At 46.8% G+C, this 21,683-nt stretch carries 19 protein-coding genes; 5 read left to right on the forward strand and 14 right to left on the reverse strand.

Features of this window, described 5'->3' with window-relative positions; translation table 11 throughout:
- Positions 1-7: 7 nt before the first annotated feature.
- From ACR6HW_RS05690 to ACR6HW_RS05715, 6 genes are all read right to left on the reverse strand, one after another.
- Positions 8-1,750: an ABC transporter ATP-binding protein gene (locus tag ACR6HW_RS05690; RefSeq protein WP_455730200.1), complete on the reverse strand. Its 1,743-nt coding sequence runs from the start codon at positions 1,748-1,750 to the stop codon at positions 8-10.
- A gap of 341 nt (positions 1,751-2,091) precedes the next feature.
- Positions 2,092-2,214 (reverse strand): hypothetical protein, encoded by a 123-nt coding sequence (locus tag ACR6HW_RS05695; protein ID WP_455730201.1) that lies wholly within the window; start codon positions 2,212-2,214, stop codon positions 2,092-2,094.
- A 139-nt stretch (positions 2,215-2,353) separates the two neighbouring features.
- Complete coding sequence (locus tag ACR6HW_RS05700; RefSeq protein ID WP_455730202.1) at positions 2,354-3,016, reverse strand: class II aldolase/adducin family protein; 663 nt, start codon at positions 3,014-3,016, stop codon at positions 2,354-2,356.
- Between the two features lie 9 nt (positions 3,017-3,025).
- A complete protein-coding gene (locus ACR6HW_RS05705; protein WP_455730203.1) occupies positions 3,026-3,742 on the reverse strand; it encodes a lysophospholipid acyltransferase family protein in 717 nt (238 codons plus the stop codon).
- An 86-nt stretch (positions 3,743-3,828) separates the two neighbouring features.
- Positions 3,829-5,103 (reverse strand): response regulator, encoded by a 1,275-nt coding sequence (locus ACR6HW_RS05710; RefSeq protein ID WP_455730204.1) that lies wholly within the window; start codon positions 5,101-5,103, stop codon positions 3,829-3,831.
- A gap of 4 nt (positions 5,104-5,107) precedes the next feature.
- Complete coding sequence (locus ACR6HW_RS05715; protein ID WP_455730205.1) at positions 5,108-5,617, reverse strand: type 1 glutamine amidotransferase domain-containing protein; 510 nt, start codon at positions 5,615-5,617, stop codon at positions 5,108-5,110.
- A gap of 173 nt (positions 5,618-5,790) precedes the next feature.
- Here ACR6HW_RS05715 and ACR6HW_RS05720 point away from each other — a divergent pair, with 173 nt between their 5' ends.
- Together ACR6HW_RS05720 and ACR6HW_RS05725 are read left to right on the forward strand one after the other, a co-directional pair.
- Positions 5,791-7,302 (forward strand): alkaline phosphatase, encoded by a 1,512-nt coding sequence (locus ACR6HW_RS05720; protein ID WP_455730206.1) that lies wholly within the window; start codon positions 5,791-5,793, stop codon positions 7,300-7,302.
- A gap of 63 nt (positions 7,303-7,365) precedes the next feature.
- Entirely contained in the window at positions 7,366-8,499 is a 1,134-nt protein-coding gene (locus ACR6HW_RS05725) for a YibE/F family protein (protein WP_455730207.1), read from the forward strand.
- Here ACR6HW_RS05725 and ACR6HW_RS05730 read toward each other — a convergent pair.
- The gene (locus ACR6HW_RS05730; RefSeq protein ID WP_455730208.1) at positions 8,469-8,714 is read right to left on the reverse strand and encodes a putative signal transducing protein; all 246 of its coding nucleotides are present in this window, start codon (positions 8,712-8,714) and stop codon (positions 8,469-8,471) included. The genes ACR6HW_RS05725 and ACR6HW_RS05730 overlap by 31 nt on opposite strands.
- A gap of 99 nt (positions 8,715-8,813) precedes the next feature.
- On the opposite strand from ACR6HW_RS05730, the gene ACR6HW_RS05735 reads away from it, so the two are divergent.
- Both ACR6HW_RS05735 and ACR6HW_RS05740 read left to right on the forward strand, forming a co-directional pair.
- Positions 8,814-9,662, forward strand: coding sequence for a mechanosensitive ion channel family protein (locus tag ACR6HW_RS05735; protein WP_455730209.1), 849 nt, complete (start codon positions 8,814-8,816; stop codon positions 9,660-9,662).
- A gap of 17 nt (positions 9,663-9,679) precedes the next feature.
- On the forward strand, positions 9,680-10,606 hold the full coding sequence (locus tag ACR6HW_RS05740; RefSeq protein WP_455730210.1) for a polysaccharide deacetylase family protein: 927 nt from the start codon (positions 9,680-9,682) through the stop codon (positions 10,604-10,606).
- Positions 10,607-10,663: 57 nt separating this feature from the next.
- Here ACR6HW_RS05740 and ACR6HW_RS05745 read toward each other — a convergent pair whose 3' ends face one another.
- The 6 genes from ACR6HW_RS05745 to hflX form a co-directional block, all read right to left on the reverse strand.
- Entirely contained in the window at positions 10,664-12,571 is a 1,908-nt protein-coding gene (locus tag ACR6HW_RS05745; protein ID WP_455730211.1) for an ABC transporter substrate-binding protein, read from the reverse strand.
- 204 nt (positions 12,572-12,775) lie between these two features.
- Entirely contained in the window at positions 12,776-13,507 is a 732-nt protein-coding gene (locus ACR6HW_RS05750; RefSeq protein WP_459251971.1) for a YebC/PmpR family DNA-binding transcriptional regulator, read from the reverse strand.
- A gap of 133 nt (positions 13,508-13,640) precedes the next feature.
- Positions 13,641-14,390: an NAD(+) synthase gene (gene nadE, locus ACR6HW_RS05755; protein ID WP_455730213.1), complete on the reverse strand. Its 750-nt coding sequence runs from the start codon at positions 14,388-14,390 to the stop codon at positions 13,641-13,643.
- Between the two features lie 23 nt (positions 14,391-14,413).
- Positions 14,414-14,806 carry a CoA-binding protein gene (locus ACR6HW_RS05760; RefSeq protein ID WP_455730214.1) on the reverse strand — a complete coding sequence of 131 codons (393 nt, stop codon included), beginning with the start codon at positions 14,804-14,806 and terminating at the stop codon, positions 14,414-14,416.
- Positions 14,807-14,863: 57 nt separating this feature from the next.
- Positions 14,864-15,511, reverse strand: coding sequence for a YigZ family protein (locus ACR6HW_RS05765; protein WP_455730215.1), 648 nt, complete (start codon positions 15,509-15,511; stop codon positions 14,864-14,866).
- A 3-nt stretch (positions 15,512-15,514) separates the two neighbouring features.
- Positions 15,515-16,777, reverse strand: coding sequence for a GTPase HflX (hflX, locus tag ACR6HW_RS05770; protein WP_455730216.1), 1,263 nt, complete (start codon positions 16,775-16,777; stop codon positions 15,515-15,517).
- Between the two features lie 165 nt (positions 16,778-16,942).
- Between hflX and ACR6HW_RS05775 the strand changes: the two genes are divergently transcribed.
- On the forward strand, positions 16,943-20,368 hold the full coding sequence (locus ACR6HW_RS05775; protein WP_455730217.1) for a transglycosylase domain-containing protein: 3,426 nt from the start codon (positions 16,943-16,945) through the stop codon (positions 20,366-20,368).
- Between the two features lie 136 nt (positions 20,369-20,504).
- Here the strand turns inward: ACR6HW_RS05775 and thiI are convergent, their stop codons facing one another.
- Positions 20,505-21,683 (reverse strand): tRNA uracil 4-sulfurtransferase ThiI, encoded by a 1,179-nt coding sequence (gene thiI / locus ACR6HW_RS05780; protein WP_455730218.1) that lies wholly within the window; start codon positions 21,681-21,683, stop codon positions 20,505-20,507.

Here is a 21,683-nt window from a genome sequence, read left to right on the forward strand (position 1 = left end):
TTCCCAATTAGCCCACCAATCGCTGAAGATCCCAGATGCGCTTGTAAAGCCCCTCTTCTTCAACGAGTGATTGATGTGTGCCCCTTTGTATGATTTTACCTTCGTCCATTACAATAATGTAATCGGCCTCGGATAGTGTCGCGATTCTGTGGGAAATAATCAGTGTTGTCACATCGGCACTGCGCTTTTTAAGTGCCGCACGTATTTTCATGTCGGTTTCTGCATCGACGGCGCTAAGCGAATCGTCAAACACCAAAATCGCTTTGTCTTTGTCGATAATGGTTCTTGAAATGGCAATGCGCTGCTTCTGCCCCCCTGAGAGCGAAACCCCTTTTTCACCGATAATTGTGTCGTACCCATCTTTAAACTCTAAAATATTCTGATGAATTGATGCAGTCTCTGCTGCTTCAAAAATGTCATCGTCTCTAAAACGCCTTTGTGTGATGCCGATATTCTCTTTAACCGTTTTGGCATAGAGATACGGCTCTTGCAATACCAGACCAATTTTTTCTCGAATATGCGATTTTTTAATGGTATTGAGTTCCACGCCGTCGATTTTTATCGATCCTTCGTAGTCGTACAACCGTTGGAGCAAGTGCACCAAAGTCGATTTTCCTGAACCTGTAGAGCCCAATATGCCCAGTGTCGACCCCACAGGTACTTCGAAGCTTACTGCATCGAGTACTTTTTGCTTTTCTTCGTAGCCAAAGCTGACGTTGTCAAAGGCAATGTGCCCCTTCACTTCCGGTGCACATTCCGTCGGCAAATCACTTTCCACAGGCTCATTTAAGATTTCTTCAATTCTGTCGATGGCAACAGTGGTCTTGCCGAGCTCACTGAGGAGGCGGCCCGACTGTTTAACCGGCCAAAGCAGCATCGAGATGTAGGTGATAAACGCCGTCAACACGCCGATGGTCATCTCGCCTTTGATAACGAGCACGGCGCCTATGACTAAAACGACGCCGTTTTGAATCAATGTCAAGAAATCCGAAGACGACCAGAACGTCGCCATAAGCGTCATCATGTGATAGGCCTTGTTTCGATGCGCTGTGTTCACTTCATCAAATTTGCCGATTTCGTAATCTTCCCTTCCAAAGGCGCGCACCACGCGAACGCCTGACAAGTTTTCCTGAAGCACAGTGGTCAACTTGCCTTCGGCTTCATCGACGCTTTTAAACGTCTTTTGCACTTTGGTAAAGAAGATATAAGAAAATAGGAATAAAATCGGAATCATTATAATAGCGTAAAGTGTCAGCTCGACATTAAGTGTGAACATGATCCCCGCTGTCATCAATATCATAAAGACGATGCGGCCGAGGTCTACGACTTGGACGCCCAGAAAACGGCGCATTGTTTCTACATCGGAGGTACAGCGCTGTACCATGTCACCGGTTTCTTTCTTCGTGTGTTTGTCGTAAGACATATACTGTATCTGTCTGTAAAGCTTTTCCCTCACATTTTGAGCGATGTTCTCTGCGGCATAGCTGGACAAACGGCCCTTGAAAAAGAGGAAAATACCTCTGAGAAAGCTGATGGCTAGAATCATCCAGACGATGCTCATTAAATTTTTTCCAAATGCGTCCATTAAAAATTGTAAACGCCCTGCCGGAATATCTCCTATCACAGAATCTATTGCGTATTTTATCAGAATCGGCGTCGCAAGCTGCATAATGGTTGCAATGATAATTGAAACAATAGCGCCGGCAAATGCCAAGCGATACCCTTTCAAATACTTAAACATTTTCTTCATAGTGCTACCCCCGTAAGTATCTAAGTCAAGTAAGCGAGAGAAGGCGCCTCCCCTCTCTTATTTTTCAGTAAATGAACCGATGCCGCACCGTTTGACACATTGCGAACTCGGTACATTAGTTCAAATTTGTGCCCTCTCAGAAGTCACAAACCGATTTTAGCCTCGGTCCCGCATGTCCATCGAAACGTTGAACCAAAATCTCATTGTTAAAACAAAAAAGCCACGCATCGCGTGGCTTAGCAAAAAACAGTCGTCACTGTTTGAAGCTGACTCGTCCCCTAATTTAGGGCACAAAAAACCACAGGCCAAAGACCTGTGGACGTTTTAACAGTTAGAAATCGTCAATTCCTCCGAAACAGGTCATAAACATATTTATCATTAATTTTGGACACAGACATCCCGTGAAATTGATTGGCCGTCCCAAAAGTAACTGCTTTGCCTTTAGTGCTGATTTGCTTCATCATGTTTATAACCTCCTTTCATCAAAATAAGATTTCGTTTGTTGATACTCAATTGTCTCAACCTATAAGAATTTTAGCGCAATTTGAAAAAATGTGCAACAGCATATCCGTTTTGTCATATGTTTGTAACATCTTTGTAATATTAATCGTTTTCCTTTTGACCATAGGCATGCGCGTAGAACCCGAGCAAATCTTCACACTGCGTTTCATTCAGTGCAACTGCTCCACCTATTCCAGCGGCAAGCAATGTGGCGTGTGCCGATTTCTCACAAATCAACGCCCTTTCTACAGCTTCCCCCAGTGTTTTGCCGACCGTAATCAAACCGTGGTTGGCCATTAACACGGCATTCTTACGCCCCAGTGCCTTAACGACGGCTTTGGCAAGATTAGGCGTTCCCGACATTTCATAATCGGCTACATCAACGGAGCCCCCGACACTGAAAATCATATCCTCACAAGAAGCAGGAATCCCCTTGCGCGCTATGGCCATTGCCGTACAATACACCGAATGCGTATGGACAATGGCGAAGACATCTTCTCGCGCTTTGTAGATGCCGAGGTGTAGCGGCAACTCCACCGATGGTGTCATGGTACCGTCGATACGGTTGCCCTCTAAATCCATTATAGGCAAATAATCGGGTTCGAGCTCTTTGTAAGCGACTCCCGTCGGCGTAATGACAATTAAATCGTCCTCTGGAATACGAACGCTAATGTTCCCCCAGGTTCCGATGACGAGGTCGTGCTCTAATATTTCCAGTCCGGTATTCAACACTTTCTTACGTGCTATTTGGTGTTTTAACGACATGTCTTCCCCCTAACTGTTGTGTCCCAATGCGGCTTGAATGCGCGTTTTGACTTCTTCTGCCAACACATTCGTCTCTCTGTTCATCGACGCGACATCGACAATGGGCTCGCAAACCTTAAGCGTCACTTGCGCTTTGCGGATGCGCACATCCCCTTTTTTCATCAGCCCCATGGAATTTTCTATGGCCACCGGCACAATGGTTGCACCTGATTTGGTCGCCAGTTTCAAACTCCCCGCCTTAAAGGCCGACAGCTGCCCGTCTATTGAACGCGTCCCCTCTGGAAAAATCACCATGGACTGACCGTCTTTGATGTTGCGGACGCCTTCGCCTATGGCTTTTACCTGTTGACGTATGTCCGAACGGTCTAAAAAGACACAATTCATGTACGTCATCCAAGTTCTGACGATGGGGATCTTCAAGGTTTCTGCTTTGGCGATAAAGCCCTTCGATTTCGGCATATGGGCAATCATCAACGGCACATCAAAATTGCTCTGATGGTTGGCGATGTACACCACACTGCCTTCAGTAGGAATCTTGTCCAGCCCTTCAACAGTAACCTCAGCACCTGCTCGCCTCAATAGAAAACGCGCCCAGGCGCGGGCTTTTTTATCTGCAAATACCCGTTTTTCCCTCGGCGTCTCCAGGCGCTTCGCCTTAAGCATCATCGGCAGATAAAAAATCAAGCTTACCCAGAAGCAAATAAACCAAAATAAAGTCCTTAACATATGACCTCCTGTATAAATTTACCCCCATTGCTTCACAATGAGGGTAAGTCATCTCAAACCTTATTATAGCTTATTTTTTTTGAAAATCAAACCACAGATGAGTTTCGAGGCAAATAAATGTTAAAGCAAGTGCCCACACCTTCTTCGCTTTTGACATCAATACGCCCTTGGTGCTTCTCTACTATAATGCTGTGCGATATGCTGAGACCAAGCCCGGTGCCCTGTCCCACCGGTTTTGTCGTAAAGAAGGGATCAAAGGCTTTTTGCAAGGTGTTTTCGTTCATACCGCCACCGTCGTCACAAATGCTGATCATCACGTGATCGTCGTCAAATGCCGTATCGATTTTGATATGACCCATTTCAGTTAGGCCCAGTTCTTTAATCGCCTGTGCCGCATTGACGAGCAAGTTGACGAAGACCTGTTCCACTTCGCCCTTGTTGCAAAAGACAAGGGGACACTCGGTGTAGTTTTTCTCTACCACAGCGACGTATTTGATTTGATTGTTGACCACAAGGAGTACCTCGTCAATAATATCGTTGATATCGATGTATTCGTGAACGTCGTCCTCAGAGATCCTCGAAAAGTTTCGCATGCCAGTGACGATTTTCGTGATGCGCTCCAGGCCCTTGTGTGATTCGTCGACCACATCTGGCAAATCCTCTAGTAAAAATTCCAAGTCGTATTTTTCCCATGTATCGGCATAATCAGAAAGTGCCGACGCGTGCATCAGCGTCGCCTTGTTTTCATTGAGCCAATTAAAGAAGGCGATTAAATCTTCCGAATAGCTTTTGATATTCGTAAAATTGCTCATGACAAATGCCAGCGGGTTGTTGATTTCATGTGCCACCCCTGCCGCCAACTCTCCTATGGCCACCAGTTTTTCTTTCTGAATTAAATAAAATTGTGCTTCTTTAAGACTCTTGTTCGCCTCGTGTAGCTGATTGTTCTTTTCCGCCAGCTCGTGTGCACTTTCTTTTATGGTTTTTTTCTGGTGAATGTTGCGCAGAGCCGACCGAACCCGAGCGATAAAATCGATGTCGTCAAAAGGCTTCTTGATATAGTCCACGGCACCGTATTCAAAACATTTCAGCAGTGTCTCGCTGTCGGAAATCGACGTGAGCATAATGACTTCTACCTCGACAGTGCCTTTTGCCTCAAGCGCCTTGAGCACCTCTATCCCCGTCATATTGGGCATAATGATATCCAAAAGAACGAGGTCGACCGATTCGTTCTCAATCACCTCAAGTGCCTCGACGCCGTCGTCTGCAAAGAAGAGTTCCGACTCGATATCGTGTTTCTTAAGGGTATCTTTTGCAATCATTTGGTTGATTTTGCTGTCGTCTACTATGAGTATCTTCATCGCATCACCTTTCTAAGCATTCGAGATAGGCTTTCATATACGCCGGTAAATCTTTTGGCCATCGACTGGACACAAAATGGCCATCGACGACAACTGGGGCATCGCGCCATAGAGCCCCTGCGTTTTCCATATCGTCTTTAATACCGGGCGTGCTGGTCACTTGAACGCCTTGGAGCACACCGGCAGAAATGGTAACCCATCCTGCATGGCAAATCTGACCTATGGGCTTTTTAGCAGCGTGGAACGCCTGAACCAAAGTTTTTACGCGTTCATAGCGCCTGAGCTTATCTGGCGCCCAACCACCCGGTATTAAAATCCCGGCGTACTCCGATGCGTTTACCCCTTCAAAAGACACATCTGACGTATAGGGAACGCCGTATTTTCCCTTATAGGATCGATTGGCCTCAACGCCGGCCAAATGGACTTCATAGCCCGCTTCTTGCAGGCGGTAGTATGGGTATAAAAGTTCCAAGTCCTCGGCTTGTTCGTCGACGACAATAACGATTTTCTTCATGGTACCCCTCCTTCTATCACAAGGTATTTTTATTGAGTGTATACCCCATCTGTTTTTTATTCTAACGGTGTTTAACATTTTTATTACGCAGTGTTAAAGCGCATCAAACACCGTCGGTGTATGTTAAATACTGGACAAAGTCCACTATTCTATCACATGTTTGGAGGGTAAAAATGAACGTAAAACTTAAAAGAATTGCCGCTGTTATGATGGTTTTTGCACTACTCGTTACAAGTGCAACGCTACTCAAGCCCAATTTTGAAGCGGCTTATGCCAACTCCGTAGACGGCGTTTGGCGCGGTAAAGCGCCAAAATACGTCTTCTTATTCATTGGCGACGGTATGACGTACCCGCAGTTCACTTCTGCAGCAGCTTACCTCGGCGCCGTTAAGTATGAAGGCAAAGCGGTCAGCGACGACAAACTCGGTTTTATGAAGTTCCCCGTTTCAGGAACGGCCACTACTTTTGACTCGACGTCATTTTGTCCGGATTCCGCTTCAACTGCGACGTCTATTGCCACTGGGTTTAAAACCCTTAGCGGAACCGTCAATATGAACGAACAAAAAACGCTCGACTACGAAACCATTTCTGAAAAACTGAAAACTCAAAAGGGTTACAAAATCGGCGTCGTCTCTTCTGTGCCGATTAACCACGCAACACCTGCTGCTTTCTACGCCCACGAGCCGTCTAGAGGCAACTACTACGAAATCGGTCTCGACCTCATCGACAGTCAGTTTAACTACTTTGCCGGTGGCGAATTCATTGCGAGAACCGGAAAGAAAAACGACCAAAAAGATTTGCACACGCTGGCGGAGGCCGGTGGTTACAAGGTTGTCAACGAAAAATCCGACATTTTGTCCCTCGGAAGAAACGACGACCAAGTCATTGCTATCAGTCCGGTTTTAAGTGGTGAAGCCATGCCGTACGAAATCGATCGAAAGCCCGGCGAACTCTCACTTGCCGACTTTACGCGAAAAGGCATCGATGTCCTCTTTAACGACACCGGCTTCTTTATGATGGTTGAAGGCGGTAAAATCGACTGGGCATGTCACGCCAACGACGCGGTTTCCTCTATTCACGACACCATCGCCTTTGACAACGCCGTCGCTGAAGCGGTTAAGTTTTACAACAAATACCCCAACGATACGCTTATTGTGGTCACAGGTGACCACGAAACCGGCGGTATGACACTGGGCTTTGCCGGTACCAAGTACTCGACGTACCTTGACAACCTCCAAAACCAAACGCTTTCCTATGAAGCTTTTAATAAGACAGTCGAAGGCTATCGTAAAAACAAAACGCCGTTTGAAACCGTTTTAAAAGATGTTTACAACAATTTCGGTCTCATGACCAGCGCGCATTCCAAGGCAGAAGCAACCCCTGAGATGGTGCTCTCTGACTACGAGTACGAAAAACTCAAAGACGCTTACAAACTCAGCATGGTGACAAAAGAAGACCGCTCATTTGGTGAAAACACCTATTTGATGTACGGCAGCTACGAACCCCTGACCATTGCCATTACAGATTTGCTCAACAACAAATCGGGCATCGGTTGGACATCTTACTCACATACAGGGCTCCCAGCTGCAGTGTTCGCAAAAGGCGTCGGCGCGGAACTCTTTTCCGGTTCATACGACAACACCGATATCTTTATGAAACTGGCTTCCCTTTCAAAGACTCAATAACTTGCAACTTTAAGCTTACGGCAGTGCCACAGCACTGCCGTACTTTATGTAGGAGTGTATCCCATGCATCATCGACGCATTGTCTTCCCCACGCTGGGAACTTTATTGCTACTCGCCGTACTGCTCATTTTACCGGCGCCATTTCAGCAACGCCTCTTTCCAAACACCGAGCGCGTCCCCGTTCGTATCCTGTCAACCGACGCCTCTAAAGTTCAAGGCATCGGCCTTATCAAACAGGGCGAACAGCTTTGCGATGTAGAGGTTTTGCGCGGCCGCTACAGAGGTGTACGCCACGAAGCGGTCAACCTGCTCACCGGCAGTCTCGAACAAGATAAGCTTTATTCGACAGGAGACAAAGCGCTTGGCGTTGTAGACTACACCGAAGAGGGCATCCAGTTTATCACACTTGTCGACCACTACCGCCTCCCGGCAGAACTTTTGCTCGCCGTCCTCTTCATAGCAGCCCTGCTGATTTTTGCAGGTTGGGTCGGTGCCCGCGCCATTCTCTCTTTTTTCTGCACACTGTTGATTATCTGGAAAATTATTGTGCCCGCTTTTCTTTTGGGCTACAACCCCATTGGCATCGGACTGCTGTGCACCGCGCTTATGACAACTGTTATTGTCACTTTGGTCTACGGTATCGATAAACGGGCGCTGAGCGCCATACTGGGGGCGCTGCTCGGAACACTTTTAACCGCTCTTTTATCAGTTGTTCTCGTCGATGCCTTTCAAATTCACGGCGCGGTGATGCCGCACTCTGAAAGCCTTCTCTATGCCGGTTTTGCCCATCTTAATTTGACACAAATTTTCACAGCGAGCATTTTTATCGCCTGTTCCGGTGCCATGATGGATGTCGCCGTGGACATCACATCCGCTGTAGACGAAGTGGTTGAAAATTCTAAGGGCATTAAAAAGACCCAAGCGATTCGCTCAGGTCTCAATGTCGGTCGCGCCATTATGGGAACGATGACGACGACCTTGTTGCTCGCCTATTCAGGCGGCTTCATTTCACTATTAATGGTGTTTATGGCGCAAGGTACCCCTTTTTTAAACATTTTAAATCTCAAACACGTGGCTTCTGAAATACTTCATACCCTCGTCGGCAGCTTTGGTTTGATATCGGTGGCGCCCTTTACCGCATTGACGGCGGGACTTTTGTTGACGCCTCACGACTCGGATGTTTCCGGCGCGTCGTAATGCCCGGAAAAAAAGGCTTCAACGAGTTCCGTTGCCTTATCGACATCCTTCTCAGCCACATAGATGTCGATGCCGTAAGGGCTGTTGCCCATGTAGATCTGCATGAAGGCACCGGATTCCCTATGCGCAGATTGATGCTCAATGCCGTAATCGTCAAAGATTTCGGCAATCATTTGCGCTTCAATTTCATTGTCTACTGTTCGTATAATCTTCATATTGGCCTCCTCTTTCTTTATGATACCCGAACTTCACTTTTCTATGCAACACCTGTGGGTTCTATGGTATACTTTATGTAAAGGATAAGAGGAGGTTTTATGCCGTCTATTCGCTTTTTTCAGAAAGAAAACTTGATCTGGTCCATTGTCATTATCATTGCAGTTTACTTTGTAAAAAGCATGATTTTGAAACTTCTCCACAAACGCATTGAAGACGTCACCGTTTACTATAGAACGAAACGCGTCGTCAATACAATTGCTTTTTTTCTAGCGTTGCTGTTGATTACCATCATTATTTTCCAATCCGGTGGTTCCATATCTACTTACTTAGGTCTTTTTTCAGCGGGATTGGCGCTCGCCATGAAGGATATACTGCTCAATATTGCGGGATGGCTGTATATACTTGTCCGCCAACCGTTCATCGTCGGCGATCGGATTGAAATTGCCGGTCACAAAGGCGATGTTATCGACCAAAACATCTTTAAGTTCAGGGTGATAGAAGTTGGCAATTGGGTGCATGCCGAACAGAGTACCGGTCGCATCATCCACATACCGAACTCAAAAATCCTAACCGATTCCATGGCCAACTACACCATTGGTTTCGACTATATCTGGGATGAAATACGAGTTCTCGTCACCTTTGAAAGCGACTGGAAACGCGCCAAAAAAATATTGGAAGACATCATCAACGACCACGCCAAAGACGTTTCAACTGATGTGCAAAGAAAAATCCGAAAAGCCTCTAAAAAATACATGATTTATTACAACAATTTGACCCCCATCGTCTACACCGACGTCCTGGAAAGTGGCGTCCAACTGACTATGCGCTTTATCTGTGAGCCCCGTGCTCGGCGGGGATTTGCGGAAAAAGTCTGGGAGTCCGTCTTAGATCGATTTAATGAAGAACCCAACATAGACATCGCTTATCCTACTTTTCGAAGAGTATAGACATCCAAGGAGCATCTATGAAATCACCATTATTTAAGTACCTGTCCGTTGCACTTGCCGTTCTCATCGTCATTGCAGGCGGACGCGTTGTACACACCATTTATCGACAGGCAAAAGCCATTGAAACCTATCAATCGCTGTATGAAACGACCCTCTCCGATAAAAGAACACTTGAAAATGCACAACGTACAACGGTCGAGTTTTTCGACGAAAAGCAAAAAGACTATCAAACAGAAATCGATACACTCAAGAGTGAAGTCGAACGTTTGGACAAACTTCTAACCCTCGAACGCGCCGAAGGCGAAAAGCGCAAAGACAAAGTTATCTATCTGACCTTTGACGACGGCCCCTCGGACAAAGTCACCCCCGAGTTGCTGGACTTACTCGATTACTACGACATCAAAGCCACGTTTTTCGTCACCGGCTATCAAGTCAAAAAGAATCCCGACATTCTAAAGGACATTGTCAATCGCGGACACGCAGTCGGCAACCACTCGGCGACACACGATTATTACAAAATTTATCAAAATCTCGACACGTTTAAAGAAGATTTTGAAACCAATCAAGAACTGATTTTTAATGCCGTGGGCTTTTACCCGACACTCTACCGCTTTCCAGGCGGGGTTCTAACGGCGCACAACATTGCCGGAAAAGAAATCAAGCAAACGTATGAAACCTACTTGTGGGATCAGGGGGTTCAATATTTTGACTGGAACGTCGACTCGCGAGACGCCTCTGTCAATTTGCCCTCTGTCACCACCATTCGCAGTAACTTGCTTTACCAATTGAGAAACAAGAAAAAAGCCATTATTTTAATGCACGACACAAACTCCAAGGGAAATACTGTGAAGGCTCTTGGGCCTGTCATTGAAACCTATCTCGAAAAAGGGTACCGTTTCGACAAGCTGACCGCCGACGGGTTTACTGTTCAACATCAACGCTAGAAAAACAGCCGCCGGCATATTGAAGATGCCCGCGGCTGTTTTTAAGAGAAGGTATCGTTATTCACTCACATAGGCGTACAGTATGGCTTGTACGGTATTAATAAGCGCATTGTTGTTAAATTCTTTAAGCTTATCCGAATAAAAGTCGTGATAAATGTTTGAGTAGAGCGGTAAATCCGGCAGCAATGCATTCCAGCGCGTCGTAAAGGCGACAAAGTCTTTCTTAAACCCTTCGCGGTCTGCCGGATCGTTGAGGATCATTTTTTTGCCCAGCTGATCCAATGTTTCGTCGTAAATATAGTTGCCATTATGTCCTAGAGCAATATCGTCTTCATTTATTGAATACGCTTTGGACATATCGTACATCGGGTTAAAGTTGACGGCTAAGTTAAACATATGGTACGTCGGCACGGCGTACTTTTTATCCTTGCTCCCATCGCGGTGCGAATAGTTGAGCAATTCGCCAAATGTCATCACCGTTTGATTGATTTTCATCCCTGCATCGAGCACATCGGGATTTTCTTGCAGCTGTACCACGAGTAAATCCGACATGGAGTTTTGCTCAGTAGAAGCCCATTCGAGCACCAGTGGCATGTACGTGCCGTCCGGCATTTTTTTATGTCGAATGCCTTCCGTATACGGTGCACCGTTTGCATCGTATACCCAGCCGCCCTCTACAAGCAACTCAACCGCTTTTTCAGGGCTGTAAGCGTAGCTGTTTAGTGCAGAATCGATTTCCTTTCGGCTCTCGCTGTAGAACCATTGGCCTTCGCCGTACGGGCCGTTGACAATTGAGCCAAAGCCATCGGTAAACGTTCTGGCAAACGCATTTCTGTCGAGGAGGTATGCAACGGCCTGTCTAACTTCTGTAAACTGTGTCGGCCCGAAGTCACAGACGAAAATCAGCTTGCCGAACCCCGCACGCGGATAATCGGTGAAATGATAGCCCCCTTGATCGACGAGATCAAAACCGGCGTTGATTTCATCCCCTGATACCAGCTTGATTAAAAGGTCAACTGAGCCGGTTTTGAGCTCATCCAATCGCGTATCCTCGGTAACCCCTTTAAAGATAACAGTTTCAATTCTCGGCTTTTGTCCTGTGAAATCTCCAGGATAGAGCGGGTTGACTTTCAGAACTACCGTTTTGGAAACATCGTCGAAACTGTCGACGACATAAGCCCCTGAAGACACGTACTTGGGGTTGTTTCGCCCGGCGTTAAATGCTTCTTTGTGCCCCTCGACGGTCGGCGTAACACTAAAGTAGGCCCCTTCGCCATCATCCAACACATCGATGCCGTCACCGAGCCAGAACGGCCAATACTCAGGCGTGATGTTTACCATAGGCAGCTCAAAGAAGAATGGCAAATACTCAGAAGCTATCGTTGTAGAGAAAGTATACGTGTCGAGTAAACGGACGCCCTCAAAGACGTTTTTCTCCCCTTTCGCATAGGCTTCCTGCCCAACGAGTCTGTAGTTTTGCGTGTTTTTTCCTCCCAAGTCTGCAACCAGCTTGCTGTTCCAGAGCAATAGGTTCGCTACATAGCTCTCAGCGGTCACCGCTTCGCCATTGCTGAAGACGAGGCCTTCATTGAGGGTCCACGTATACGTTTTGCTACCGTCGGCGTTCACTTCTGTCTCATAAGTGCGCACAACAGTATCGTTGACGACGTACTCGCCTTCAAAAGTCAGTGCAACAGTGTTCATTTCGTTGATAAATGTGTAAATATCGTGGTCGGATGCGTTGTTTTGAAAATGCGGAATCCAGTCGCCACTGACATCGTTGCCACCGCCGATGATTAACTCGCCATCGGCCCCTTCCGGCGCTTCAGTTTCTTTGTTTTCTGCCTCTTCCTTTGACACTGCCGTCCCATCACCATCCTCCGGCGCATCTGCCGGCGCGCCGCTACAAGCGACCAAACTCAACATCATTGCCAACACCAACACCCATGATAACCCCTTCTTCATTGTGTGCCTCCTATTCACCTTCGTTTTGGTTACTTACATAATGTTAGTAAGTAAGTATATCGATAGTATAGCGGCTTTCGTCTGAATTGTCAAATAGTTTGCCGTCGTATTTAATAAGCACTTACGTAAAAAAACACCTTCGACGCCCTATAAGCATCAAAGGTGATTTGTTTATGAAATAAAGTTGTCTAATCGACGAACACTCTATTCAGTGTCTTCCCAGTTGTGATAAACGTTCTGAACATCGTCGTTGTCCTCTAAAAGGTCAATGAGCTTGCCCATGTACTTGATGTCTTCTGCATCGGTTAACGCCGTCATGGTCTGAGGCAAGTAGCGGAGCTCAGCCATACTGAACGCGTAGCCGTCTGCGGCAAGTGCATCGCGCACAGCGGCAAAGTCGCCGATTTCCGTGTAGATTTCGAAATGCGTTTCTTCCACAGAAATATCCTCTGCGCCGGCTTCAATCGCCGCCATTTCCACTGTTTCTTCATCCATGTCCTCTGCTCTGTCAATGACGAGAACGCCTTTGTGGTCAAACATAAAGGAAACACAACCGTTGGTGCCGAGGTTGCCCTTGCCTTTGACAAAATAGCTTCTGACATCTGCAGCCGTTCTATTGGTGTTATCCGTGAGGCACTCTACCAGAACGGCGACGCCACCTGGGCCGTAGCCTTCGTATGTCAATTCGGTAAAGATTGCGCCGTCGTTTTCTCCCGCTCCTTTTTTAATGGCTCGGTCGATGTTGTCATTTGGCATATTCGCGGCTTTGGCCTTTTCAATTGCGCTTTTAAGGGCCGCGTTGTATTCGGGATCGGCGCCACCTTCGCGTGCCGCTACCATAATGTAGCGACCGAGTTTAGTAAACTCCTTTGCTTTTTTGGCATCCTGCTTCCCTTTTCGGTTGATAATGGTTCCTATTCTACCCAAGTTTCTCACTCCTGTTCTTTATAAAGTCGCCATACAGCGTTTGTTTTTCGTATAAAAGCGTTCCCAAATTCAATTTTATGGAAAAAACAGACTTTTATTAACAAAAACTATCATAGCATAAATCGGGCGGTTTGCCTATCCTTTATTCAAAAGCAGGGGGAGCCGGCGGCATGTTGCGCTTGTGCTCGGAAACGCGATGCAGACGCTCTATAATCGCCTTGTCTTTTTCAGGGACCTCTTCGCCACATAAAAAAGCATCGATGCGATCGTAAGTGGTGCCCATTTCATCTTCATCGGTTTGACCGTCCCATAGGCCGGCGCTAGGTTTTCTGTCTATAATCTGCTGAGGGACATCCAGTTCTTCTGCCCATTTGAAAACATCTTGCTTGAGCAGATGCGCAATCGGCAAGAGGTCGACGCCGCCGTCGCCATACTTTGTAAAATAACCTGTGTAAAGCTCAGCTGCGTTGTCTGTGCCCGCCACTAGGTAACCCAAGGCGTTGGCGATACCATAGAGTGTCGTCATACGCAGACGCGCTCTTAAGTTGGCATCGTACAGCCGCTCATTGCCCATCTCTTTATCGGTGCTCTGAAGCGCCGTCGTCACTTTGCCCATTAGCGTCGAATGTTCTTCGCTTAAATCGACGGTGACGTAATCGATGCCACAAGCTTCTGCCAGTGCCTTGGCGTCTTCAGCATCCTTTGGATTGCTCTTGCAAGGTAAGATAACGCCAAGTGAGTGCTGGGGAAACGCCTTTTTTATCAAACAGGCGACCACAGCGGAATCAATACCGCCAGACAGCCCTACGAGCATGCCCTTTGTGTGCGACGCTTCAACTTGTGCTCTCATCCAATTGACGGTGCTTTCTATTTTCTCATTTACAGATTTCATAGTGTCCCATTTCCTCTCAATTCTTAAGCTTTTTTATCGAGTTCAACTAAAACGCAATTGTAATAGACGGTATTCATCCCCAATACTTCTGACCGATCGATAATCTCAGGGGTAAAAGTCCCCGGTTGAAACCAAATGTTTCGGATGCCGAGTTCATGTGCTTTTTCAAGCGCCGGTGCCGCTCTTTCCGGCGCTACGACGATGTTTACACAGTCGATTTCCGTACCGATGGCCTCTAAAGACGGGTAACACTTTTCGCCGTCAATTGTATCGTAAACAGGGTTGACCGGATACACTTCGTAACCGAAAGTCTTAAGCTTTTTAAAAATCTTATAGCCGAACTTGCTTTCGTTTTGAGTCGCACCGACAACCGCCCACTTCTTCTTAGACAATAGGGTTTCAACAATCTTTTCCATAAAAATGCCTCCTTTAAACGCTGTGAGGACAGCTTGTTCACATAGACAGCCCCCACATCACTTTGAATATACTTTACCATTTTTAATTGTTAAATACAAAGGGTCATTCTCATTTATAACCACATTTCCGGAAGTCCACTCAGTTAATTGTGTTTTTAAGGTCTCTGTGGCTTCCGGTTCGACATACAAAGTCACTGTAACCGCTTCGGTATAGGCGGTATCGTGAACAATAACGCCGTCTGCATTCAGCAGTTCGTTCTGAAGCTTGCCATGATAATGGTACGCCACAGTGACTTGCAGTACATTGTAAAGTGCTTTGGTGACGACGCCACCTGCTTCTAGGGCTATTTTGGCCGTCTGTGTGTACGCGCGCACGAGTCCACCTGTACCGAGTTTGATACCGCCGAAATAGCGGGTCATCACAAGGCACACATTGGTAATGCCCTCTTTTTTAAGCATTTCCAAAACGGGAACCCCCGCTGTACCCGACGGTTCCCCATCATCGCTGTAGCGCTGAACCCCATAGTTTTCCCCGATGACATACACCGGTACGTTATGCGTGGCGTCCCAGTGCTTTTTTTTGATTTTTTCAATAAAAGCCGTCGCTTCTTCTTCTGATGCAACTGGCGTCACATACCCGATAAATCGAGATTTCTCTATGACAATGACATCTTCTCCTGCTTCGTAAACAGTTTTATAGCCCATCTCCTACCCTTTCAAATACTGTGCGTACTTGCTGTGATCTTTTTGAGCGACCTCGAGTGTCACTTCCGTACCGGCTTCGAGGTAATCCATATTTTCCACAGAATACGTCTCACAAAGATACGACAGAACGCGTCCTTGATCATAGGGGATCACAAATGTCGCTTTGACAAAATCGTCAAACAGTTCCTTTTTAATAGCGTCGATGAGAACATCGAATCCTTTTCCCGTCTTTGCGGAAATTTGCAGTTCACCAGCAGCCAGCGGGATGGTGTCCGCAACTTTATCGACTTTATTGTAAAGCACCAATTGCGGTATATCCAGTGCTTTTAACTCTTTCAGCACCTTTTCTGTCACCGACATCTGCATGTCGTGCTGATCGTTGGACACATCGACCACGTGTAAGAGCAAGTCTGCCGACAGCGCTTCTTCAAGTGTTGCTTTAAATGCCTCGACGAGGCTGTGCGGCAGTTTCGACACAAAGCCGACGGTATCGGTGAGGACAAACTGCTTCTTATCCCCCAGTTCAATGCGACGTGCAAAAGTATCCAACGTCGCAAAGAGCATGTCTTTTTCAAAGACTTCTTTCTCAGTGTCTGTACTGCCTGTAAAACGCATCATTTGATTCATCACCGACGATTTGCCCGCATTGGTATACCCCACCAAGGCGACCACCGGTACTTCGTTCTTCTCACGGTGCTTTCTCTGTACCACCCGATTCTTTTCCGCTTCAGCAATCTGCGCTCTAATGTCGTCCATTCTGGACTTAATGCGACGCCTGTCCATTTCGAGCTTCTGTTCACCGGGGCCTCTCGTTCCGATTCCGCCACCGGTTCTGGATAGGGCGCCGCCGTAGCCGATGAGCCTCGGCAGTCGGTAACGCAACTGAGCGTACTCTACTTGAAGTTTCGCGATTTTGCTCTGTGCCCTCAAGGCAAAGATGTCGAGGATCAGCGCCGTCCGGTCGAGTATTTTAACGCCAATCAGCCCTTCGAGGTTCCTGATTTGGGCCCCTGAAAGTTCATCGTTAAAAATCACCATATCCGCATCCATAGCTTCCACACAAAGTCGTACTTCTTCGACTTTGCCGCTGCCGATATACGTCGACGCCTCTATGCGCTCTTTGTTTTGAATGAGCGTATGCAAAGGCTCCGCCCCTGCGGCCTGAGTCAGTTCTTTAAGCTCTATCATTGAATTTTCTATCGCCATTTCATCTTTCAGCCCTTGGTAAAGGCCGACCAAAACAGCGGTTTGCTTTTCTGTATTCATCAAATTAACCACCTTCTTTTCTCTTTTGCTATTATATCAAACCCCCTTATGTTTGCCTACTCGTATATTACAATCTTATGATAATGCTTAATCCTTTTAATCAAATATGGTATAATACAGTGTGCATTTCCACACGTTCATGAAAAGTATGTATCAGGAGGCAATATGGAAAGCGGTAATAGAAAAATAAATACTCCACAGAAGAAAACGAACAGTTCCGGAAATAAAAAAGGTAAACATAAGAAATCTTCCGTATGGAATGTTATCAAGGTTCTCATCATCATCTTCTTTATAGTGGGGATTATTGGAAGCGTTTACGCCTACCAATTGGTCACATCGTCTTTGGAGGGCTTAGAGCCCCTAGACCCAACGGTCATTCAAGACAAACTCGTCGAGAACTCCGTTATCGTCGACAAGGAAGGTCGCACCCTTGAAACGATTCACACAAGCGACTCTCTAAGAACGGTAGTGGGTTACGACGACATCAGTCCCGACATGATTAACGCCATTATATCCGTTGAGGATAAGACGTTCTGGGACCACAACGGTTTTAACATCGTCAGAATGTTCGGCGCCGTTAAGGATGCCGTTGTTTCCGGCAAGCGCATCGGCGGTACGAGTACCATTACGCAGCAGCTTGCAAGAAACGCGTTTCTCTTTGAAATCAGAGCGGATAGAGACCTCGGCCGTAAAGTCCAAGAGGCCTATTACGCCATTCAGCTGGAGAAAAATCTCACCAAAAAACAAATTCTAGAAGGGTATCTCAACTTGATTTCCTTCGGTGAAGCACAGGGGATTGAAGCCGCTGCGCAAACGTACTTCTCTAAGAGCGCCAAAGACCTCGATTACATCGAGTCGGCGATGCTCGCAGGCGTTCCCAAAGGGCCGTCTGTCTATTCGCCGGTTACACGCGTCTTCAAGCAGTACGTCACCGACGACCACTTCGTCGTCGACGATACCGATCCGATGTACACCACGGTGTTCAATGAAAAATCCATCGATCGTTATCAAACGGCAATTTATTTAATGCATCGAAACAACTACATTACGGATGAAGAATACGAATACGCAAAGAATTTCGACATTCGTCAAAAGATCAAAATGTCTACGGACTCACAGCACGAAATTTCGTCCTTCTTCGCCGACATGGTAAAGGATGAAGTCGTGGCAGACTTAATGGCGCAGTACGGCTACACTTACGATGAAGCCATGAACATGCTCTATACCAGCGGTCTCGTTATCGAGTCGACCATCGACTTCGATATGCAAAAAATCCTCGAGAGCCACTACGCCAAACAGGATTTCACACCGTACTACGGTGAATCCACCATCGTCGCCGTGAGAAAGTTCCAAAAGGATTACGGCCTGCAAGTAGACGGTTCCTCCGGTCAAGGGACACTGAAAAAATTGTCGGAACTCTCCGGTTACGATTTTTCAGCATTTAAACAAGCGTATTACTACAGAGGTCACAACAGCGAAGATGTCGTTCAAATTAAAAAAGCGCTTTTTGATTTAGGGTATATGGTCACCAATGAAAACTTCCCTAAAGTTCAGGCACGCATCAATCGAAACGGCGATATTATTGCACCGGACTCCAACAAAGTCCTGCTCTACAAAAAAGCCAATATGATTGATTCAAACGACAACTTCATCGTTCGAAAAGGCCAATACAAGTTTGATGACGCTGGGAATTTGGTGCTCTTTAAGGGCAATTACCTCTATTTCTACCCGCATTATCAAAACCAAGAACTCACTCATGTGCAATTGGTGCTCAAAGACATGTTTACTGTCGGTCTCAACGAAGCCGATCACAACTTGTCACAAGGCACACACACAATAGCTGACCTCTACAGATACCAAGGTCGCGAGCTGATTATTCCAAATGAGTACAAAAAATTTGACAGCGAATACAACGTCGTCGTCGACAAGTCGTTCTTCGACGAAAACCCTGATTTTTACACACAAGATGCAAACGGTAACCTCCTCATCGACCAAAGCCGTTATGCGGCAATCGGTCAAGGGGTTATCCAACCGCAATCTTCAATGGTCATTATCGACCCACACAACGGCGAACTCAAAGCGGTTGTCGGCGGCAGAAACGTCAGCGGTCAAAGAATCTTTAACCGCGCGACAAACCCAAGACAGCCGGGCTCGTCTATAAAACCGCTCACCGTATTCACTCCGGCCATTGATTCCGGCGAATACACAGCGGCAACCGTTGTAGACGACAGGCCGACTTATCTCCTAGGAGACGGAAGAACGCGCTGGCCAATTAACTGGTACGAGTACTACTCCAACATGGTCAACTACCGAGGCCTCGTTTCTATGAGAGAGTCGTTAGAGCAATCCATTAACGTAACGGCGGCAAAAGTCGTCTCCGATATGGGCGTTGAACGCGCAGCTGATTACCTGCAAAAGTTCGGCATTTCGACCCTTATCAAAGAAGGCCCTTCAAACGATATGAACGTTGCGGCACTTGCACTTGGCGGCATGACGCGAGGCATCACGCCGGTAGAACTCACCAATGCCTTTGGCGTATATGCCAACAAAGGTGTTCTGAACGATTACCACACGTACACCACTGTTAAAAACAGAAGTGGCAAAGTCCTATTGACAAAGAATGTCGGTCAAAAAGTGGTTATTGATGAAAATGTGGCTTATATTATTCACGACATGATGCGCACAGGGGTTAACATCGGCGTCGCAAAACGCGCCAAACTCTCACCGAACAACGATAAAATCGTTGTTTCAGGTAAGACGGGAACGACATCCAGCAACATCGACGCGTGGTTTGTCGGTTACACGCCTTACTACGTCGGCGGCATTTGGTTCGGTAACGACATCAACCTGCCGATGGATCAAGGCTCTCAAATTGCAGCTGCGTTCTGGCGCGACGTCATGGCAGAAATTCACACGGATTACCCGGCCAAAGGCTTTGAAAGACCGTCGGGCATCGTTACAGCCACTGTGGACAGCATCTCCGGCAAACTGCCGACCGAGCTGTCGAGGCAGGACCCTCGAGGGACCATCAAGAGTGAAATCTTCCTGAGAGGTACTGTTCCAACTGAGGAGGACGACGTCCACGTCATGTTGGAAATCTGTACAGAAAGCGGCAAACTCGCCGGGGAATTCTGTCCGACGACAACGCGTAAGATGAAGTTGTTCGTTCAGAGACCTGAACCTTATATTCCAGGTGAAAACTTGGATAGTCGCGGCAATCCAATAAGAATTAGAGATATGGAGTACGATGCACCTACAGAGGAATGTGATATTCACACAGAAGACTTTGTCGATCCAGAAACCGATCCAGACGGTGAAACAGAAACGCCAACTGGACCGATTGATCCGACGAAAAGCCCGTACTACGGTGTGGAACCGAGATACGAACTCGCCAGTGGCGTCGTCGTCATCCAAAGACCACATCCGGTGATTCTCGTTTCAGGTGAAACCATTATTATTCCAGGCAATACACGGCTCCAACTCGACGGTAGCCTTAAACTACCAGACGGCTCTATTATTCAAGCGTCAAATATAGAAAGTATTCCAAACTATTCAATAGAAGAACTAGACGCTATGAACTTAAAATCGTAATATATAAGCGCTGTTGCACATCTGTGTAGCAGCGCTTTTTTCTTCCTGTAATAGAATCCGTCGAGACGGTTGCACCGCGCTTAACGCCATAAAAAAAGATGCAAACGCCTGCAGGCGCCGCACCTTTTTCCTCTATTTACTCAAATACTTCAGGTGTTACAACAATGACTTCCAACTTCTCAATGGCTTCCTCAATTAACCCGTCCACATCCAGCGCACTTAACGACCGCTCGATTTTATCGACTCGAGGTTTGGTCACGACTTTGTCCGGAAGAAATACTGTACAGCAGTCTTCATAAGGTAAAATAGAGGTTTCATACGTGTCAATCCGCTGAGCGATATCGATGATTTCCAGTTTATCATAGGCGATTAACGGTCTTATTACCGGGAGGGTGATTGAGCTGTTGGTCACCGTCAGTCCCTCAAGTGTTTGACTGGCCACTTGCCCCATGTTTTCACCGGTTACCAAACATTTGCATCGACTATTCTCCGCCAGCTTCTCGGCGATTTTCATCATAAAACAACGCGATAAAATGGTCATTTCCTCAGATGGACACTGTGCATTAATGGCTTTCTGTATCTCAAGAATGTTGACGCTGTGTATTCTGAACGTCTGTGTGTAGTCCGTGAGTTTACGCGCCAACTCTACAACTTTATCCAGTGCACGCTCACTTGTAAATGGGTATGAGTGGAAGTGCACCGCTTCCAGTTCTAACCCCCTTCGCGCCATTAAATATGCGGCCACAGGGCTGTCGATTCCGCCGGATAACAAAATCATCCCCTTACCTGCGCTCCCATAGGGCATGCCTCCAAGGGCTTTGATTTTCTCACTGAACACATACGTCTTGTTTCGAATCTCTAGGGTCAATACGACATCGGGGTTGTGCACATCCACTGAAACCGCATCGAGTTCGGTATTGATATAGCCACCGACGCGTCTGGAGACTTCCGGCGACTGAATTTTGAACCCTTTATTGGCCCGACGCGTCTCAATTTTAAACGTCTTAATGCCCTTTTCTTTGCTCAATCGAGTCATTTCTTCAAGAGCGGTTTTCATAATCGCGTCCATATCGTTTTCAACGACAATTGAAGGGCTCACCGATACCACGCCGAATACTTTTGTCACCAATTCTATAACGCGGGACTCATCTGCGGCGTGGTAATTGACATACATGCGACCGTGTCGATTGGTCACCGTCGCTTCCACACCAACCAAAGCCTTCTTAATATTTTGAACGAGTTTCTTTTCAAAAACGCCGATGTTTTTGCCTTTAAGGGCGATTTCACCATAGCGAATCAACAGTATATTTTCCAT

The organism is Fusibacter sp. JL298sf-3 (assembly GCF_053842995.1).

What these genes read in the sequence shown, in the direction of transcription:
- ACR6HW_RS05700 (WP_455730202.1), bottom strand. Translation starts at nt 3,016, where the DNA reads ATGTCGTTAAAACACCAAATAGCACGTAAGAAAGTGTTGAATACCGGA.
- ACR6HW_RS05715 (WP_455730205.1), bottom strand. Translation starts at nt 5,617, where the DNA reads ATGAAGAAAATCGTTATTGTCGTCGACGAACAAGCCGAGGACTTGGAA.
- ACR6HW_RS05710 (WP_455730204.1), bottom strand. Translation starts at nt 5,103, where the DNA reads ATGAAGATACTCATAGTAGACGACAGCAAAATCAACCAAATGATTGCA.
- ACR6HW_RS05740 (WP_455730210.1), top strand. Translation starts at nt 9,680, where the DNA reads ATGAAATCACCATTATTTAAGTACCTGTCCGTTGCACTTGCCGTTCTC.
- nadE (WP_455730213.1), bottom strand. Translation starts at nt 14,390, where the DNA reads ATGAAATCTGTAAATGAGAAAATAGAAAGCACCGTCAATTGGATGAGA.
- hflX (WP_455730216.1), bottom strand. Translation starts at nt 16,777, where the DNA reads ATGAATACAGAAAAGCAAACCGCTGTTTTGGTCGGCCTTTACCAAGGG.
- ACR6HW_RS05765 (WP_455730215.1), bottom strand. Translation starts at nt 15,511, where the DNA reads ATGGGCTATAAAACTGTTTACGAAGCAGGAGAAGATGTCATTGTCATA.
- ACR6HW_RS05730 (WP_455730208.1), bottom strand. Translation starts at nt 8,714, where the DNA reads ATGAAGATTATACGAACAGTAGACAATGAAATTGAAGCGCAAATGATT.
- ACR6HW_RS05735 (WP_455730209.1), top strand. Translation starts at nt 8,814, where the DNA reads ATGCCGTCTATTCGCTTTTTTCAGAAAGAAAACTTGATCTGGTCCATT.
- thiI (WP_455730218.1), bottom strand. Translation starts at nt 21,683, where the DNA reads ATGGAAAATATACTGTTGATTCGCTATGGTGAAATCGCCCTTAAAGGC.
- ACR6HW_RS05775 (WP_455730217.1), top strand. Translation starts at nt 16,943, where the DNA reads ATGGAAAGCGGTAATAGAAAAATAAATACTCCACAGAAGAAAACGAAC.
- ACR6HW_RS05745 (WP_455730211.1), bottom strand. Translation starts at nt 12,571, where the DNA reads ATGAAGAAGGGGTTATCATGGGTGTTGGTGTTGGCAATGATGTTGAGT.
- ACR6HW_RS05705 (WP_455730203.1), bottom strand. Translation starts at nt 3,742, where the DNA reads ATGTTAAGGACTTTATTTTGGTTTATTTGCTTCTGGGTAAGCTTGATT.
- ACR6HW_RS05695 (WP_455730201.1), bottom strand. Translation starts at nt 2,214, where the DNA reads ATGATGAAGCAAATCAGCACTAAAGGCAAAGCAGTTACTTTTGGGACG.
- ACR6HW_RS05760 (WP_455730214.1), bottom strand. Translation starts at nt 14,806, where the DNA reads ATGGAAAAGATTGTTGAAACCCTATTGTCTAAGAAGAAGTGGGCGGTT.
- ACR6HW_RS05720 (WP_455730206.1), top strand. Translation starts at nt 5,791, where the DNA reads ATGAACGTAAAACTTAAAAGAATTGCCGCTGTTATGATGGTTTTTGCA.
- ACR6HW_RS05690 (WP_455730200.1), bottom strand. Translation starts at nt 1,750, where the DNA reads ATGAAGAAAATGTTTAAGTATTTGAAAGGGTATCGCTTGGCATTTGCC.
- ACR6HW_RS05725 (WP_455730207.1), top strand. Translation starts at nt 7,366, where the DNA reads ATGCATCATCGACGCATTGTCTTCCCCACGCTGGGAACTTTATTGCTA.